Source organism: Paludibacterium yongneupense DSM 18731, assembly GCF_000422925.1.
Taxonomy (GTDB): Bacteria; Pseudomonadota; Gammaproteobacteria; order Burkholderiales; family Chromobacteriaceae; genus Paludibacterium; species Paludibacterium yongneupense.
Genome location: NZ_AUGZ01000008.1, coordinates 204,982 through 220,866, shown reverse-complemented (window position 1 = coordinate 220,866; position 15,885 = coordinate 204,982). Strand labels below are relative to the sequence as shown.

General features: G+C 64.1%; 17 protein-coding genes. 4 read left to right on the top strand and 13 right to left on the bottom strand.

What is annotated here, in order from left to right:
• From G520_RS24345 to G520_RS21675, 10 genes are all read right to left on the bottom strand, one after another.
• On the bottom strand, nt 1–94 hold a 94-nt coding region (locus G520_RS24345; RefSeq protein ID WP_156876885.1), incomplete at its 3' end, for a PTS transporter subunit EIIB.
• A gap of 495 nt (nt 95–589) precedes the next feature.
• On the bottom strand, nt 590–1,804 hold the full coding sequence (locus G520_RS0105465) for a beta-ketoacyl synthase N-terminal-like domain-containing protein (RefSeq protein ID WP_028534770.1): 1,215 nt from the start codon (nt 1,802–1,804) through the stop codon (nt 590–592).
• Nucleotides 1,805–1,806: 2 nt separating this feature from the next.
• A complete protein-coding gene (locus G520_RS0105460) occupies nt 1,807–3,027 on the bottom strand; it encodes a beta-ketoacyl-ACP synthase (protein ID WP_028534769.1) in 1,221 nt (406 codons plus the stop codon).
• Nucleotides 3,027–3,758 carry a 3-ketoacyl-ACP reductase FabG2 gene (locus G520_RS0105455; RefSeq protein WP_028534768.1) on the bottom strand — a complete coding sequence of 244 codons (732 nt, stop codon included), beginning with the start codon at nt 3,756–3,758 and terminating at the stop codon, nt 3,027–3,029. The genes G520_RS0105460 and G520_RS0105455 overlap by 1 nt, the downstream gene beginning before the upstream one ends.
• Nucleotides 3,755–4,222, bottom strand: a complete 468-nt coding sequence (locus G520_RS0105450) for a hotdog family protein (protein WP_051229079.1) — start codon at nt 4,220–4,222, stop codon at nt 3,755–3,757. The genes G520_RS0105455 and G520_RS0105450 overlap by 4 nt, the downstream gene beginning before the upstream one ends.
• A gap of 124 nt (nt 4,223–4,346) precedes the next feature.
• Nucleotides 4,347–4,772, bottom strand: a complete 426-nt coding sequence (locus G520_RS0105445; protein WP_028534766.1) for an acyl-CoA thioesterase — start codon at nt 4,770–4,772, stop codon at nt 4,347–4,349.
• A 43-nt stretch (nt 4,773–4,815) separates the two neighbouring features.
• The gene (locus G520_RS0105440) at nt 4,816–5,565 is read right to left on the bottom strand and encodes a glycosyltransferase family 2 protein (protein WP_028534765.1); all 750 of its coding nucleotides are present in this window, start codon (nt 5,563–5,565) and stop codon (nt 4,816–4,818) included.
• A gap of 1 nt (nt 5,566) precedes the next feature.
• Nucleotides 5,567–5,914, bottom strand: coding sequence for an ApeI family dehydratase (locus G520_RS0105435; RefSeq protein WP_036665415.1), 348 nt, complete (start codon nt 5,912–5,914; stop codon nt 5,567–5,569).
• A 75-nt stretch (nt 5,915–5,989) separates the two neighbouring features.
• Nucleotides 5,990–6,235 carry an acyl carrier protein gene (locus G520_RS0105430; protein ID WP_028534763.1) on the bottom strand — a complete coding sequence of 82 codons (246 nt, stop codon included), beginning with the start codon at nt 6,233–6,235 and terminating at the stop codon, nt 5,990–5,992.
• A gap of 128 nt (nt 6,236–6,363) precedes the next feature.
• Complete coding sequence (locus G520_RS21675; protein WP_036665413.1) at nt 6,364–7,170, bottom strand: lysophospholipid acyltransferase family protein; 807 nt, start codon at nt 7,168–7,170, stop codon at nt 6,364–6,366.
• Nucleotides 7,171–7,339: 169 nt separating this feature from the next.
• Between G520_RS21675 and G520_RS0105420 the strand changes: the two genes are divergently transcribed.
• The 4 genes from G520_RS0105420 (at nt 7,340) to G520_RS0105405 (ending at nt 11,744) form a co-directional block, all read left to right on the top strand.
• Complete coding sequence (locus tag G520_RS0105420; RefSeq protein WP_028534762.1) at nt 7,340–7,999, top strand: 4'-phosphopantetheinyl transferase family protein; 660 nt, start codon at nt 7,340–7,342, stop codon at nt 7,997–7,999.
• 145 nt (nt 8,000–8,144) lie between these two features.
• Nucleotides 8,145–9,152 (top strand): iron ABC transporter substrate-binding protein, encoded by a 1,008-nt coding sequence (locus tag G520_RS0105415; protein ID WP_051229076.1) that lies wholly within the window; start codon nt 8,145–8,147, stop codon nt 9,150–9,152.
• Nucleotide 9,153: 1 nt separating this feature from the next.
• Complete coding sequence (locus tag G520_RS0105410) at nt 9,154–10,698, top strand: ABC transporter permease (protein WP_028534760.1); 1,545 nt, start codon at nt 9,154–9,156, stop codon at nt 10,696–10,698.
• Complete coding sequence (locus tag G520_RS0105405; protein WP_028534759.1) at nt 10,695–11,744, top strand: ABC transporter ATP-binding protein; 1,050 nt, start codon at nt 10,695–10,697, stop codon at nt 11,742–11,744. The genes G520_RS0105410 and G520_RS0105405 overlap by 4 nt, the downstream gene beginning before the upstream one ends.
• A gap of 15 nt (nt 11,745–11,759) precedes the next feature.
• On the opposite strand, the gene G520_RS0105400 is transcribed toward G520_RS0105405, so the two are convergent.
• The 3 genes from G520_RS0105400 to pap all read right to left on the bottom strand — a co-directional run bounded on the left by G520_RS0105400 (nt 11,760) and on the right by pap (nt 15,884).
• Complete coding sequence (locus tag G520_RS0105400) at nt 11,760–12,620, bottom strand: NUDIX hydrolase (RefSeq protein ID WP_028534758.1); 861 nt, start codon at nt 12,618–12,620, stop codon at nt 11,760–11,762.
• An 89-nt stretch (nt 12,621–12,709) separates the two neighbouring features.
• The gene (gene recD / locus G520_RS0105395) at nt 12,710–14,407 is read right to left on the bottom strand and encodes an exodeoxyribonuclease V subunit alpha (protein ID WP_246542724.1); all 1,698 of its coding nucleotides are present in this window, start codon (nt 14,405–14,407) and stop codon (nt 12,710–12,712) included.
• The gene (gene pap / locus G520_RS0105390) at nt 14,400–15,884 is read right to left on the bottom strand and encodes a polyphosphate:AMP phosphotransferase (RefSeq protein WP_028534756.1); all 1,485 of its coding nucleotides are present in this window, start codon (nt 15,882–15,884) and stop codon (nt 14,400–14,402) included. Before pap ends, recD begins: the two co-directional genes overlap by 8 nt.
• Nucleotide 15,885: the final 1 nt, after the last annotated feature.

Genomic DNA, 15,885 nt, shown 5'->3' with positions numbered 1-15,885 from the left:
GCCGCAGGCGCGTCGCGCAATGGGCGGCGCTGACGATATTGTCCGCACCGCCGACCAGCGGCAGAATCGCCGCGGCCGTCTGTTGATGATCCATGCTGAACTCCTTGTGGTATCGTTACCACATCTGTTCGTAAAAATATTCCCCGTTACCAAGACTGGCGATCTGTGCGCAGGCAGCGCCTAGAACACCGCTACCACCCGACATCTGCCGACCCCCGGCGCTACCGGGCGTGACACGGGTCACGTCGGCGCACGCCATATGGTACCGTTACCACATTTGAACGCAATCCATTTGCCTGACAAGCCGGCACCCCGAACGTCTTGAACCGTGCGGAAGCCACTCGCTTGCCTTGCCGGAACTGCCGGCCGAAATCCGACCCGCTACCCGCTCAACATGGCATCGTTACCATAACCATAGGCTATGGATGACGGCGGTCTTTGTCAATGCAAAGTGCCGCTGTGGGACGCACGACTTCGTCGCACTGTGTCATTCTTGCAAAGCATGGGCTTCATTCTAAAAAGGAATGAAAACAACGGCCGCCGTGCACGCGGGGACGAAAGGGAGACAAAGCAGGGAAAATCCGGGCGCTCAGAGATAGGCGCGGCTGAACAACAAGGATGCATTGGTGCCGCCGAAACCGAAGCTGTTGCACAGCACGCTGTCGACGGCTTGATGCCGGGTGGCCAGCAGAATGGGCAAGCCGGAAAGGGCGGGATCCGGCAGGTCGATATTCGCCGATGCCGCCATGAAACCATGCTCCATCATCAGCAGGCTGAAGCAGGCTTCCAGCGCCCCGGAAGCGGCAATCGCATGGCCGGTCAACCCCTTGGTCGACGAGAACGGCGGCAGCCCCTCGCCGAACAGTTCGCGCAAAGCAGCCACTTCGACCATATCGCCTTGCTCGGTCCCGGTAGCATGGGTGTTGATGTAGTCGACCGATCCGGCAAAGTCCTGCACTGCCAAGCGCATTGCCCGCAAGGCGCCATCGCCGGTTGGATTGACCATACCGGCGCCATCGCTGGTGGCGCCATAGCCGGCGACTTCGGCCAGAATAGGAGCATGACGCGCGCGCGCATGCTCAAGCGACTCCAGGACCAGCACTGCCGCCCCCCCCGCGATCACGAAACCATCGCGCCCGCTGTCATAGGGACGGGATGCATGCTGCGGGCTCTTCTTATGCGAACGGGACAGCACGCCCATCGCATCGAACAACATGGCGGAATGCCAGCCGACTTCCTCGGAGCCTCCACAGAGCATGATGTCCTGCTTGCCGAGCTGTATCTGCTCGGCCGCATGCCCGATGCAGTGTGCCGAGGTGGCGCAGGCCGATGTCAAACCATAACTCACGCCGAGAATGCCGAAAGCCGAGGCCAGATTGGCGGACACCGTGCTCCCCATGATCTGGGGAACCGCATACGGCAACACCTTGTCCACGCCACGCTCGCGCTGGACGTCGTGCATCTCGACCAGCGGGCGGGCGCCGCCGACACCCGAGCCTATGATCAGGCCGGTGCGCGGGTGTTGCAGCATGACCGATGTCAGGCCCGCGTCGGCAATCGCCCGGCTGGCCGCCAGCCAGCCATACAATGCGGCATCGCCCATGAAGCGGCGCAGCCTGCGCGGCGGTTGCGGCAAGCCGGACACATCGGGCACGCCGGCGACCTGGCTGGCCATTCCCGCCTCCGCGAACGCGGCCTGGTAGGAGACGCCCGACCGGCTGTCCAGCAGCGAACGGACGACCGCCTCACGCTCGTGCCCGATGCTGCTGACCATGCCGATGCCGGTAACGACGACGCGCGGCATGCTCAGACGCGCCGAAGGATCAAGGAAGTGTTGATGCCGCCGAAAGCAAAGTTATTGCTCATCGCGTACTCTGCCGGCATGGCGCGAACAGCGCCGGTCAGATAATCCAGATCGGCGCAGGCCGGATCGACCTGTTCCAGATTCAAGGTGGGGGCAAACCAGCCCTCGCGCATCATCTGCACCGTCAACCACGCTTCCAGCGCGCCGCAAGCGCCGAGCGTGTGCCCGAAATAACTTTTAAGCGAACTGATGGCAACCGCCCCGAACACCTCGGCAGTCGCCTGACTCTCGGCAATATCGCCGCGCTCGGTCGCCGTGCCATGGGCATTGACATAGGCGATGGCGGAGGGCGGCAGCGCGGCGTCCTCCAGGGCAAGCCGGATGCATTGCGCCATGGTCGGCGCTTCCGGCTGGGTGATATGCACACCGTCCGAATTGGTACCGAAACCGGCGACCTCGGCATAGAGAGTCGCTCCGCGCGCAAGCGCATGCTCGCGCTCTTCCAGAATCAGCGTGCCCGCTCCTTCGCCGACCACCAGTCCATCGCGCGCGGCATCGAAGGGGCGCGGCGAGAGAGCGGGCGCGTCGTTCATCTGGCTGGTCGCATACAGCGCGTCGAAGACCGCAGCGCCACCGGCGGACAACTCTTCGGCCCCCCCGGCGATCATCATATCGGCACGCCCCCAGCGAATGGCCTCGGCGGCGTAGCCGATGGCCTGGCTGCCCGACGTACAGGCGCTCGAGGTCGGTATCACCCTGCCGGTAAGGCCGAAAAACAAGCCGATATTGACGGCGGCGGTATGGCTCATCATCTGGATATAGGAGGTGGACGTCACGCCTTCCATCGAACCGGTGGCAATCATGTGGCCAAAGGCGCGAATGGGCTCGATGCTGCCGGAAGACGAGCCATAGGCCACCCCCATCCGTCCCTCCCGGATAGAGGGGTCATCGAGCAATCCGGCATCGAGCAGAGCCCGCTCGGTCGAACAGACGGCCATCTGCGCCACCCGCCCCATCGCACGCGTGACCCGGCGCGGATAATGTCCGGGCAGCGCAAAATCGGCAACCGGCGCAGCCAAACGGGTATTCAGATCAGGAAAACCATCCCACTCCGGCATCACACGCACGCCATTGCGGCCGGCCCTGATATTGGCGGCAATCGCGGCCCAGTCTTGCCCGAGGCTGGTGATGCCAGCCATTCCAGTTATGACCACACGCCGCATCAGACGATCCCGCCGTTAACGCCGATCACCTGGCGAGTAATGTAGGCGGCGCCCTCCGACATCAGGAAGGAGACCAGTGCGGCGACTTCGGCCGGCTGTCCGACCCGGTTCATCGGAATCGTCTTCAGGATATCGTCCAACGGCAGCCCATCTGTCATATCGGTCTCGATCAGGCCTGGCGCCACGCAATTGACGGTGATCCGGCGGCGCGCGAGTTCCACCGCCAGCGCCTTGGCAGCGCCGATCAGCCCGGCCTTGGCTGCGCTATAGTTGACCTGCCCGCGATTGCCGATCACGCCGGAAACGGAGGACAGCACCACGACCCGCCCTCCCTGCCGCGCTTGCACCATGGGCATCACCAGCGGATGGACAATATTGTAGAAACCGCCAAGGGCGGTATTGATCACCACATCCCAGTCTTCACCGTTCAATGCGGGGAAAGCATTGTCCCGGGTCACGCCGGCATTGCACACCACACCCCAGTAGGCGCCCCTGGCCTCGATATCGGCCTCGATCCGGCGCCGCGCCTCATCGCGGTCGTTGACGTCGAACTGCAACACGCTGGCATCGACCCCCATCCCGCGGATGGAAGAGGCGGTCTCTTCGACCTGCTGCAGCTGACTGCGGCAATGCACGGCCACATCGAAACCATCCGCTGCCAAGCGCAGCGCAATCGCTTTGCCAATGCCCCGGCTGGAGCCGGTAACCAATATCCTGCGATGACTGCTCACTGCACGGCTCTCCGCTGCTCGAGGAAGACGGCAAAGTCTTCCGGTTCAAATACATTGATCGTTGCACTGACCACTTTGCGCTCATCCGTCCAGATCTCGCACTCGAACGATCCCATGCCGCTCTCGTCGCGATAGACCGGGCGGGCCACGATGCTCAGGTCGCAGTCGGCGGCAAACGCGGCATGTTCGCTCAGATAACGCCGACACCCCAGCAACACCCCGGGCTTCACCGGGACGCCGGCCGAGCGCGCCCGCAAGCCAACCCAGGCCGCCACCGCCTGCGCCATCAGTTCTATTCCTATCCAGGCCGGCATGCCACCATCGCTATCAGCATACCAAGCCTGTGCCGAGCTGGTAGCCCTTACGACAATTTCGTTGCTGTCGAAGCGGCTGACCCCATTGAGCAGCAGCATTCCGGCGCGATGCGGCAGCAACTCCGCCATCGAATAAGGAATATCACTCATAAACGCGTACCGTTCTTCATCCGCCACCGCTGCAGAGGGGAAAATTGGCGTGCAGTATCGCTCAATTCACCGATATTCGCCATGAATAACTGCGAATGCCGCTTATCGTACCGGGCGGTTCGACTCACGGTCGCCGCCCCAGTTTTTCCCACAGGACCGGTGGCGTGACAAACTGGAGCTCCATGCTGGCGATCTCCAGCGCCAGTTGAATGGTCCAGCCGCGAGTCAGCTTTTCTCCGGTGGCGGCATCGCAGATCCGGTATTCCATTTTCAGGCGGTTTTCGAATTCGACGATACGCGCCTCGACCCGCACCGTCTGCCCGTAGCGCGCAGGACGCACATACTTTAGATAGCATTCGGTAACCGGCCATGCATATCCTGAATCTCGCATCGCAGGATAGTCATAGCCGATCTGCCGCAACAGGCGACCGCGAGCGATTTCGAAGTACTTCAGATAATGGCCGTGCCATGCCACTTCGAGCAGATCCACGTCGTGAAACGGAATTTCGATATCGACGCTGGCGGCGGGCAGGCAGGGGCAATCGTTCATGGCATTTTCCTGGAATTTTTGAACAAGCGACGCCGGCCTGCGCTCAAGAAGCGCTGCGGCGCAGCCTGCGCCACAGCAGCATGGGAATGCGGGGCAGCATGCCGCAGAACAGCAGGGCGTGCATTTTGCTGATGCGGAGATTGTCGCGCAGCGCATCGAAATGCGAGAGCCCCCCCGCCGGATAGATCACCCGCGTGGCCAGATTGCGAACGGGCAGCCCCATCCAGTACAGCCTCACGATCATGGCACTGTCAAAATCCATGCGCAGCGGGATCCGGCCGCGTGCGATCAGCGCGACGGCCGGCGCGAGCGGGTAGCAGCGGTAGCCACACATGGAGTCGCCGATGGCAAAGGACAAGGTCTCCACCCACACCCAGAAGTGAGTCAGGTAACGGCCGTACAGCCGGGCGCGCGGAACCGAGTCGTCGTAGACGGGACGTCCGCAGACCACGGTATCGGGGTGGCGGCGGGCGAGTTCGAAAAATCGCGGGACATCTTGCAGGGCATGCTGCCCGTCTGCATCGACTTGCAGGCCGTGGCTATGCCCGGCCGCATGCGCCTCGCGCATGGCGCGCATGACGGCCGCCCCCTTGCCGAGATTTCGCGGATGCCGGATCAGCCGCAGCAGCGGTTCGCGTGCGGCAACCCTTTCGAGCTCGAGACGGCTCACCTCATCGCTGCCGTCATCGACCAAGAAGATAGGGTAACCGTACTCGCGCAGCCGTTCGATTGTCGCTGCGATAGTCGATCCATGGTTGTAGCAGGGAATCAGCAAACAGGGCAGGAAGCGCATTTCATCCCAACTGGATTCGGCCCGAAGAGGCCTTGCGCCCGTCGGCGCGATAGTCGAAGCTCAGGCGGCGGCGATCCGCGTCCCACATCAGATGCAGAGTCAGCCCGGCGCCAGGCTCCACGATGTCGGTAAATTTGATCTGTTCCAGGCTCTGAAACGTTCCGGCGACTCCCAGCTTGGCCTGCGCAAACAACATCGCCCAATGAATCTGAACGACGCCCGGCAATACGGGAAAACCCGGAAAATGACCGTCGAAACAAGGCGCGGCAGCGGGCAACAGCAGGCTCAGGAGCACGGCGTCGTCGGTGCACCGTTCGGTCAGTACCTGTGGAAGGACGTGTTGTGGCATGGTCAGGGACTCCTTGGCGCCGGATGCACGACGCCAAGGACGCACACACCCCCGCCCTTGTGCGTCGACAAGCGCTTACTCGGCCAGCAGGGTCTGCACCGACTTGATCACATCCCCGACCGTACGCACGGTCTTGAACTCGTCGGGCTTGATGCGCTTGCCGGTCAGCTTCTGCAGGCGGATCGCCAGATCGACGGCATCGATGCTATCGAGCTCCAGGTCGGTGAACAGATTCGCCTCCGGAGTCACCTCGGCCGGATCGATCTCGAACGTGTCGTGCAGGATGGTCCGCAACTCTTCTAGAATTCTGTCTCGGTTCATAAGCTTTGGATCTTTAATAACGTTTTATTGAAGCATGACACCGCACCTTGTCTCCTTGCGCAACGTCAGCCGACGCGAAACTATTCCTCGCCCAGCGAGTCAAAATACTACAGTACAGTAATTAATGCCTATTCCGTAGTGACTTGCGGCGGCAGGCGCTCGCTAAAATAGCGCTGCAAAGCTTTGGTCAGGTGCCGCGATGCCATGCTGGGCTGCACGGCTCCGCCCAGCAGCTCGTCCACGCTGATCGACTCAAGCACCTCGAGCGAAAAGTGGAAACGGCGCGAAGGAATCCGGTACCAGGGCACGCCCTTGGATAGGGTGGACGGCGTGCAGCATAGCAGTACCGGCAGTATCGCGCACTCGCCGGCCAGTGCGATATGCGCGGCGCCTCGCAAGAAGGCATAGGGACGACCGGGCAGGCTGCGCGTTCCTTCCGGAAAAATCACCAGGTTCTCGCCGCTGCGCAGCGATGCCGCGCAGTCGGCGATCAGGTTCGTCGAATCATCGTTGCGGATATAGCGCGCGGCGCGTACGACTCCGCCCAGGAACACGCTGTCCCACAACGCGCTTTTGACTACGCAATTGGCGCTAGGCAGCAGGGAAATCATGACCACAACATCGATCAACGTGGGGTGATTGGCAAGGATCAGGCAGCCTCGCGCCCGCCGCAGCCGCTCGCCTCCGTTGACGTCGAGCGACATGATGCCGACCACGCACATCATTTTCACGAACAAGGCGAACGATTGCTGCACCAGGCCGCGCACTACGCGCCGCCTGAGGTCGTAGCGCGCCGGCAACAGCAGCAACAGGGGAAACACCGCCGCAGACAAAGCGAGCCCGCCGAGTCCGAAAACCGAAAACGACCACGCTGTCATCAACAATCGCCACAGATAGTTGATTCGCGCCGCCAGCCCCCTCCATCTTGCACCCATTGCGTCCACCCGCCCCAAGCGCTCGTCCGAAACGGGAACGGACGCCCTGCCGCCCCCCATTGCCGCCGCGCGACCGTTATTTTGGGCGTCAGCCCGTTCAAAACCGGCCTCGCTCACAAAATTCGGCTATTTTAGAGGAAGCTCCCCAACGCCACAAGCAAGCCTATACATGCCAAATGTCATCATTCTGATCGCGCGAATTGCCCCGGCCACCCCCGAAAACCGGGCTCTGCATCATTCGCTGCAATCAGAGCGCGCGCGGCAGTTGATCGCACCCGCCTGCGCCTTGCTCGACGCTTCTGCCACGGCCGGCTGGCGTATCGACCAGGGCTCCCCTCCTCAACTGCTGCAAGAAGACGGCCAGCCTGCGCCCGGCTGGATTTCGCTCAGCCACAGCGACTGTTGGGTCGGCTGTCTGGTCAGTCTGGCCGGGCCGGCCGGTTTCGATCTGGAGACGTGTCAACACAGGGAGTTTTCGACCTTGCTCGACTATCTGGCCAGCAAACGCGAGCAGAAGTGGCTGCAGCGCCGCTTCGGGGACGATCCCGCACAGCGCTTCTACGCCTGCTGGACCTTGAAAGAAGCCCTCGGCAAACTCTATCGCAGCGGATGGGATGCCAGTACCTCGCAGCTGGACCTGACCGGACTCGACCGAACCGACAATAGCGAAGCGGCGATCCAGGCCATGCATCTGACCCTCCCCGAATGGGAGCTGGCGCTGTCCTGCGCGCTCCGGAGTCCTGCCCCGCTGAGCCCCCGCCTCTTCGTCAGCGACCCACAGGGAAAGACCTCCCCCCTCGTCCCCCCGGCCCCCTGGACCAGCCGCTGAGCGCCGCTTCAGGCTCGACATCCGCCACCGCTACATTGCGAATGCAAATCATTACTATTTGCATGTATACTTTCCGTACCGACCCGAGCCCGATCACCGGTGCCAGGGCGATGTTTCCACAACCCGGATAAGGAATCGCACCCAAATGCCCAAGCGCGCCCTGGCCCGCAGCACCCTGTTCGTTACAACCCTGCTCATCGCCGCCCCCACCCTGGCCGCCGGTGACGACGGCATCGTCATTTACAACGCCCAGCACGAAAACCTGACACGGGCCTGGGTCGATGGCTTCAGCCGCGACACCGGCATCAAGGTCACGGTGCGCAACGGCGACGACAGCGAGCTCGGCAATCAGATCGTACAGGAAGGCCCGGCCTCCCCCGCCGACGTCTTTCTGACCGAAAACTCGCCGGCCATGGCGATGGTCGACCACGCCGGCCTGCTCGCGCCCCTCCCGCCTGCGACGCTGGCCCAGGTCGCGCCGGCCTGGCGCCCCTCCCATGGCCGCTGGACAGGCATTGCGGCGCGCGCGACCGTCTTCGTGTACAACAAAAACAAGCTGCCCCGCGCCGAGCTTCCCGCCTCCTTGCTCGACCTCGCGCGCCCCTCGTGGAAAGGCCGCTGGGCCGCTTCTCCGTCAGGCGCCGATTTCCAGGCTATCGTCAGCGCCATGCTCGAACTCAAGGGCGAGGCCGTGACCTTGCAATGGCTAAAAGCGATGAAAACCAATTTCACCGCCTACAAAGGCAACAGCACCGTATTGAAGGCCGTCAACGCAGGCCAGGTGGAAGGGGGCGTGATCTACCACTATTACAGTTTCGTCGATCAGGCCAAAACCGGCGAAAACAGCAAGAACACCGCCCTGCACTATTTCCGTCATCAGGATCCGGGCGCCTTCGTCAGCATCTCCGGTGGCGGCGTTCTGGCCTCCAGCCGGCATAAAGAACAGGCGCAAGCGTTCCTGAAGTGGATCACCGGCCCGGCAGGACAAGCTATCCTCAAAAACGGCAACGCCTTCGAATACGCCGTCGGCGTGAATGCGGCCTCCAACCCGGCCCTGCCGCCACTCACGCAACTCGACGCCCCGCGGGTCGATGCCGCCCGCCTCAACAGCAAGAAAGTGGTCGACCTGATGATTCAGGCCGGCCTGCTGTAAAGTGGCGGCAGCCACCCCCTCCACGGCCGGTGCGGCGCGCGGACTCACCGTCGCCGCGGCCGCCGTCGCCGCACTGGCCTTGCTGCCGCTGTTCTTCGTCGTCGGCGTATCCATCGACAGCGGCTGGCCGACGATACGGGAGCTGGTGCTCCGCCCCCGTGTCGGCGAGCTTCTGCTCAACACCGGCCTGCTGGTCGCACTGACTCTGCCGCTGTGCATCGCGCTCGGCGTCGGTCTGGCCTGGCTGACCGAACGGACCGACCTGCCTTGCCGGCGGGGGTGGTCCGCGCTCGCCACCGCGCCGCTGGCGGTCCCGGCCTTTGTCCACAGCTATGCATGGGTCAGTCTGCTGCCCGCCCTGCACGGGCTGGCGGCCGGCGTCATGGTATCGGTGCTGGCGTATTTTCCCTTCCTGTATCTGCCGGTCGCGGCGACCCTGCGCCGCCTCGACCCCGCGCTCGAAGATGTGGCCGCCTCGCTCGGCATGACAGCCCGCACCCGTTTTTTCCGCGTCGTGCTGCCGCAGCTGCGGCTGGCCATCTGGGGCGGTGCCCTGCTGGTCGGCTTGCATTTGCTGGCCGAATACGGCCTGTACGCGATGATCCGCTTCGACACCTTCACCACCGCCATCTACGACCAGTTCCAGTCGACCTTCAACGGCCCGGCCGCCAATATGCTGGCCGGGGTGCTCGCCTTGTGCTGCCTCGCTCTGCTCCTGCTGGAGGCCACAACGCGCGGCCATGCCCGCTACGCCCGCGTAGGCTCGGGCAGCATCCGCCAGCAGCGCCAGTTACGCCTGGGCCGCGCCGCCCGCTACGCCGCCCTGCTGCTGCCGCTGACAACGACACTGCTGGCGCTGGGAGTGCCGCTGCTGACCCTCGCGCGCTGGCTGCTGGCCGGCGGCAGCGATGCCTGGCGCAGCAGCGGCTTGCTCCCGGCCCTGGTGCAGACACTGGAGCTCGCCGCTGCCGGCGCCCTCGTCGCCCTCGTCGCCGCCGTCCCCATGGCCTGGCTGTCGATACGCGCCCCGGGTCGTCTGCAACGCATGCTGGAAGCCTGCAACTACGTCGCCAGTTCCTTGCCCGGCATCGTCGTCGCACTGGCGCTCGTCACCTTCACCATCCACTATACCCGTGCGATATATCAGACAACACTGACCGTTTTGCTCGCCTATCTGCTGATGTTCATGCCGCGCGCCATGCTGAGTCTGCGTACAGGCATAGCCCAGTCTCCGGCCGAGCTGGAAGACGTGGCCAGAAGCCTGGGGCGCACGCCGGGGCAAGCCCTGCGGCAGATCACTCTGCGGCTGGCCGCGCCGGGCGCCGCCGCCGGCGCCGCGCTGGTTTTTCTCGGCGTCGCCAACGAACTGACCGCCACCTTGCTGCTGGCACCGAGCGGAACCCGCACTCTGGCCACGGCATTCTGGGCACTGACCAGCGAAATCGACTACGTCTCCGCCGCGCCTTATGCGCTACTGCTGATCGTACTGTCGATGCCGCTGACCTGGCTGCTCTATCACCAATCCCGACGCACTGCCGGACGATGAACTCACTCGAACTGTACGCCCTGAACAAATCCTACGGCCCGCTGCCTGCGGTCGAAGCCGTCACGCTCTCGGTTCCCGCCGGCAGCCGCACCGCCATCGTCGGCCCGTCCGGCTCGGGCAAGACGACATTGCTGCGAATGATCGCTGGCTTCGAATTTCCCGACAGCGGCCGTATCATGCTGGACGGCGAGAGCATGGCTGGCGGCGGGCGCATCGTGCCCGCCCATCGTCGACGTATCGGCTATGTGCCGCAGGACGGTGCGCTGTTTCCGCACCTGACCGTCGCCGGCAATATCGGCTTCGGCCTGGATGGCGCTGCCGCCTCGCGCCGTCCGCGCGTCGAGGAACTAATGGACATGGTTCAGCTCGACATCCGCATGGGCGACCGTTGGCCACATGAATTGTCCGGCGGTCAGCAGCAGCGTGTCGCACTTGCGCGCGCGCTTGCGCAACGACCGCGCCTGATGCTGCTCGACGAGCCGTTCTCGGCTCTCGATACAGGGCTGCGCGCGGCGATGCGCAAGGCGGTGGCGCAGTTGATGACCCGGGCCGGAATCACCAGCATACTGGTAACACATGATCAGGCCGAAGCCCTGTCCTTCGCCGATCAACTGGCGGTCATGCGCGGCGGCCGGTTAGCCCAGGCGGGCGCGCCTCTCGATGTCTACCGCTACCCGTGCGACGAAGATATCGCCCGTTTCCTCGGCGACGCGGTCGTACTGCCCGCACGCATCGGGCAAGGCTGGGCCGAGTGCGAGCTCGGACGCGTGCCGGTCGGCGACACGACGGCGAGCGGGGACGCGCGCATCCTGTTGCGTCCCGAGCAGATACGGCTGGCCCAGATGCCGGAACAGGCGCCGGCGGCAAGCTGCCGCGGCGTGGTGACGGATAGTGATTTTGGCGGGCACGACTGCATTCTGACCGTGCGCCTGGCCGGCGCGACGCAACGCAGTCTGACGGTGCGCAGCCCGAGCCCGGACGCGCCCGGGGTAGGGCGCCCCGTCAGCCTGGCGGTGGCGGGGACGGCGCATGTATTGAGGGGCTAGCCGAACCGACGCGACTCACGCCAGTTGCAGCGACGGGCGCTCCAGACGTTCGCGCACGAGTGCGCCCTCCTCGCCCCAGTAGCCGAGACGCGCCAGGCAATCACAGACCACCAGGGCGGCATCGATCATGAAACGGCGCTCGAGAACCAGCGCCTCCACCTCGGCCAGCGACAGCAGCAGATGCTCGGCCACCTCGCCGTCCTGATTGGCCGGGACGGTCGACGCATCCAGCCACAGGTCGTAGATGTGCAGCCATTCGCAGTGCAAGCCGCGCCCGACCGCGCGCCGCGCGAGCAGCAGCGATGCAGGGGCCAGCCCGTGCACCAGCGGCGACGGGATGCCGGCTTCTTCCCAGCTCTCGCGTTCCAGTGCCAGATCGTAGGACTCGCCGGCGGCGACACCGCCGCCCACCATATTGTCCATGCGGTTCGGATCGACAGCCTTGAACGGGCTGCGGCGGCCGATCCACATGCCGATGCTGCCATCGGCGAGGCGCCTGAGGCCGTTGAGGTGAACCGCATGGCTGACCAGGCCCAGCGGCCGGAACGCCGCCCGTTCCAGTTCAAAGACGGGATGCCCGGGCGGATGGTGGGCAGTGAAGTTTTCGTCACGCCAACCCGGCAACCACCCGCTCGCACGCCAGCGGCGCGCGGCGGCGCCCAACTTCGACGACAGGGCCTGGTAATCGCCACCGTCCAGACAGTGCAGGCCCTCTTCCTGCAACTGAAACAGGCCGGCTTCGTTCGTCAACAGGCGTTGCCGCCATTCGGCGTTGACACACCCCATGCGAGCGCCCCCTATCCATAGCGGGGTGTACGCTGTCTCATCGATTTGCATCGCAGAATCGAGATAGTCCAGAACGGCTGGAACGCGCATGACGTCTCCATGACAACGACGTTGTTTAAACCGCCATGTTAAGGAGTTTTTAGTTATATCGCCATGTTTTTGCAGCGTAAGCGTTCGCCTCAGCCGCCAAAACGATCCGCCAGCCCCGAATATCGGGGCCGCTCGGTCGCCACCGCTCCCGCCAGAGCCGCGCGCGTGCCGCTGACCGCAAAGCGCTGCCGGGCCCGGGTGATCGCGGTGTACACGAGTGCCCTGTCGAGACCGCCATCCTGGGCGAGCAATAGCCAGACCTCCTCGTACTCGGAACCCTGGCTTTTATGCACCGTCATGGCGAATACGGTTTGATGTGCCGGCAACCGCCCGGGTGCGAGTTCGCGCCAGGCACCGCCAGCGGCCGGAAAAACCACGCGCAGCCCCTTGCCGCGCGCGACGGTGAAGCCGATATCCCCATTGAACACGCCGACACCGTAGTCGTTCTCGGTGATCAGCACCGGCCGTCCCGGATACCACTGGCTAGCCGCGTCTTTCGAGCCGCGCTCGACCAGCAGCGACTCGATGCGTGCATTGACGGCGTCGACCTGGCGCCTCTCGGCCGCCAGCAGCATGAAGCCGGCGAAATGGCGGGCCAGCGCCTCGGGGGCTTCTCCCGCCTGTGCCGCCGTCAAATAAGCCTCGCGCTTCGCCAGTAGCGCGGCCGCGAAATCATCGTCGCGACACCAGCCCGCATCGGGGTGAGCCTCATCGTCGAGCAGATCCAGCACCGCTTCCGCCGCGCGTGCGTTCACGCGTCGCGCAAGTTCGCCGATATCGCTGTCGGCAGCAAATCGGTGGCTACGGCTGAGCAAAGCCACGCAGTCGGCAAGACGGTTCGGTGCCGCACCGGCCTGCGGTGCCGAACCGCAGGCCTCATGCAACCAGGCGAGGGTTTCCGGGCGATAGCTGACACGCTGGCACAGGTCGCCCAGTACATCGCCGGCATCGACCGATGACAGCTGGTCGCGGTCGCCAAGCAAAATCAGACGGGCGCCGGGTGGCAAGGCATCCACCGCCCGTGCCATCAGGTTCAGATCTATCATCGACGCTTCGTCGATAAGCAATACATCCAGCGGCAGCGGATTGCCGGCATGGTGGCGCGGGGCAAAAACGCCGGGACGAAGTCCGAGCAGGCGATGCAGGGTCTGCGCTGTCTGCGGAAGTTGCTGCTGAACGGACTCGTCTACCGGCAAGTGTTCGCGCGCGGCACGAACCGAGTCGCTCAGTCTGGCCGCCGCTTTGCCGGTCGGCGCCGCCATCGCCATCACCAGCGGGCGCGGCGACAGCACGGCCAGCAGGGCCAGCAGGCGCACGACCGTTGTCGTCTTGCCCGTGCCCGGCCCACCGGAAATCACCAGGAAGCGCTGTCGGCAGGCAAGGGCCGCCGCTTGTTTCTGCTCATCGCTGCCCGGCGCGGAAAACAAACGTGCAAGCCAGACGCGCGCCAGCCCGGCATCGACGATGTCGGGCTCCCCGGCCAGGCGCGACAAGCCGGCGGCCAGTTGCGCCTCATCGTGCCAGTGACGGGCAAAATACAGGCGTCCCTGCGCGTCCAGAATCAGCGGCGCATAGGCGCCGGGGGGGCCGACCAGCGGCGAGCGCACGAGGCGTGCGCGGGAGGCTGCCGTCTGCGGCAGGCACACATGCCCCTCGGCATTGGCGGCGACGAGTTGCGCGATCGTATCGCCCTGATCCCAGGCCGGATCGAGCCGCAGGAACAGTTTCTCGAGCTGGCGCGCGAGCGGCGGCGACTCGCGCGGCACGATCATCGCGTGCTCAGACACCGAGCCGCGCCTCGATCGCTTCACACAGGGTCGTCAGTATCTTGATGCGTGCAAAATACTTGTTATTGGCTTCGACCAGCGTCCATGGCACCTTGCTCGTGCTGGTGCGGTCGACCATATCGCTGACCGCCAGCCGATAGGCATCCCACTTGTCGCGGTTGCGCCAGTCTTCGTCGGTAATCTTGAAGCGCTTGAAGCCGGTCTCTTCGCGGGCCTGAAACCGCGCCAGTTGCTCCTCGTTGCTGATGGCCAGCCAGAATTTGACCACGATGGCGCCGTTCTCGTGCAACTGGTGCTCGAAGTCGTTGATCTCGTAATAAGCACGCATCCAGTCGTTTTCGCGCGCGAATCCCTCGACCCGCTCGACCAGCACGCGGCCATACCATGAGCGATCGAACACGGCGATGCCCCCCCTGCCAGGCGCATTGCGCCAGAAGCGCCACAGCCAGGGCTGGGCACGTTCCTCCTCGGTCGGAGCCGCCACCGGAATCACGCGGTAGGTGCGCGCGTCCAGCGCCTGGGTGATCCGGCGGATGCTGCCCCCCTTGCCGGCCGCATCGTTGCCTTCGAACACCAGCACCAGCGAGTAGTCCTGGAAACGCGGATCGCGCGTCAAATGATTGAGCCGCCCCTGCAGGGCATCGAGCTTGACGCGATAGTGCTCCCGGCTCATCGGCTGGTCGAGCTTCAGCGAATCCAGAATCAGTTTATTGTCGATAGGCGCCAGCAGCGGCGGGGCATCGACGGCGTCGCTCGACGGCAAGGCCTGCGCCAGCCGGCTCTTGATCGCGTTGTACACGGTATTGGCGACAGTCAGATTGCGGTAGTTCGCATCTTCGCCATCGACCACGATCCAGGGCGACACCGAACTGTTCGTCAGGCGCAGCATATGCTCGCCGTACTTGCGGATGTGGTCGTACATCTCGAAATGCCGCCAGTCGGTCTCGGTCACGCGCCAGCTGGTGGCAGGATCCTTCTCCAGCTCCTTCAGCCGTTTTTTCTGCTTGTCGCGCGACAGGTGGAACCAGAACTTGATGATCAGCGCGCCATCCTGCGACAGCATGCGTTCGAAGCGCAGGATGTCGAAAATCTGGCGATCGAACGAATCGTGGTCGGTCACGCCGTAGACATGGTCGAACAGGGCGTCGGAATAGTAGGAACCGAAAAACAGGCCGATGCGCCCTTTCTGCGGCAACTGGTTCCAGTAGCGCCACATCCACGGCCGCGCGCGCGCCTCGTCGTTGCGCGAACCGAAGGCAACGGTATCGATCAGCCGCGGATCCATCCATTCGTTGATCAGCTTCATGGTTTCGCCGCGCCCGGCGCCGTCGAAACCATGAATCAGGATCAACACGGGAAAATCCGGCTTCTGCTTCAGGTCGTACTGTATGTCCAGCAGTGCCTGGCGCAGGCGCAGCGCTTCGACACGATAGCGTTCCTTATCGATGCTGTGACCGATTTCTGCCGATTCGAACATG

Coding starts and splice junctions, on each gene's coding strand:
- G520_RS0105465 (WP_028534770.1), bottom strand. CDS start 1,804: ATGCCGCGCGTCGTCGTTACCGGCATCGGCATGGTCAGCAGCATCGGG.
- G520_RS0105460 (WP_028534769.1), bottom strand. CDS start 3,027: ATGCGGCGTGTGGTCATAACTGGAATGGCTGGCATCACCAGCCTCGGG.
- G520_RS0105450 (WP_051229079.1), bottom strand. CDS start 4,222: ATGAGTGATATTCCTTATTCGATGGCGGAGTTGCTGCCGCATCGCGCC.
- G520_RS0105445 (WP_028534766.1), bottom strand. CDS start 4,772: ATGAACGATTGCCCCTGCCTGCCCGCCGCCAGCGTCGATATCGAAATT.
- G520_RS0105440 (WP_028534765.1), bottom strand. CDS start 5,565: ATGCGCTTCCTGCCCTGTTTGCTGATTCCCTGCTACAACCATGGATCG.
- G520_RS0105435 (WP_036665415.1), bottom strand. CDS start 5,914: ATGCCACAACACGTCCTTCCACAGGTACTGACCGAACGGTGCACCGAC.
- G520_RS0105430 (WP_028534763.1), bottom strand. CDS start 6,235: ATGAACCGAGACAGAATTCTAGAAGAGTTGCGGACCATCCTGCACGAC.
- G520_RS21675 (WP_036665413.1), bottom strand. CDS start 7,170: ATGGGTGCAAGATGGAGGGGGCTGGCGGCGCGAATCAACTATCTGTGG.
- G520_RS0105420 (WP_028534762.1), top strand. CDS start 7,340: ATGCCAAATGTCATCATTCTGATCGCGCGAATTGCCCCGGCCACCCCC.
- G520_RS0105415 (WP_051229076.1), top strand. CDS start 8,145: ATGCCCAAGCGCGCCCTGGCCCGCAGCACCCTGTTCGTTACAACCCTG.
- G520_RS0105405 (WP_028534759.1), top strand. CDS start 10,695: ATGAACTCACTCGAACTGTACGCCCTGAACAAATCCTACGGCCCGCTG.
- G520_RS0105400 (WP_028534758.1), bottom strand. CDS start 12,620: ATGCGCGTTCCAGCCGTTCTGGACTATCTCGATTCTGCGATGCAAATC.
- pap (WP_028534756.1), bottom strand. CDS start 15,884: ATGTTCGAATCGGCAGAAATCGGTCACAGCATCGATAAGGAACGCTAT.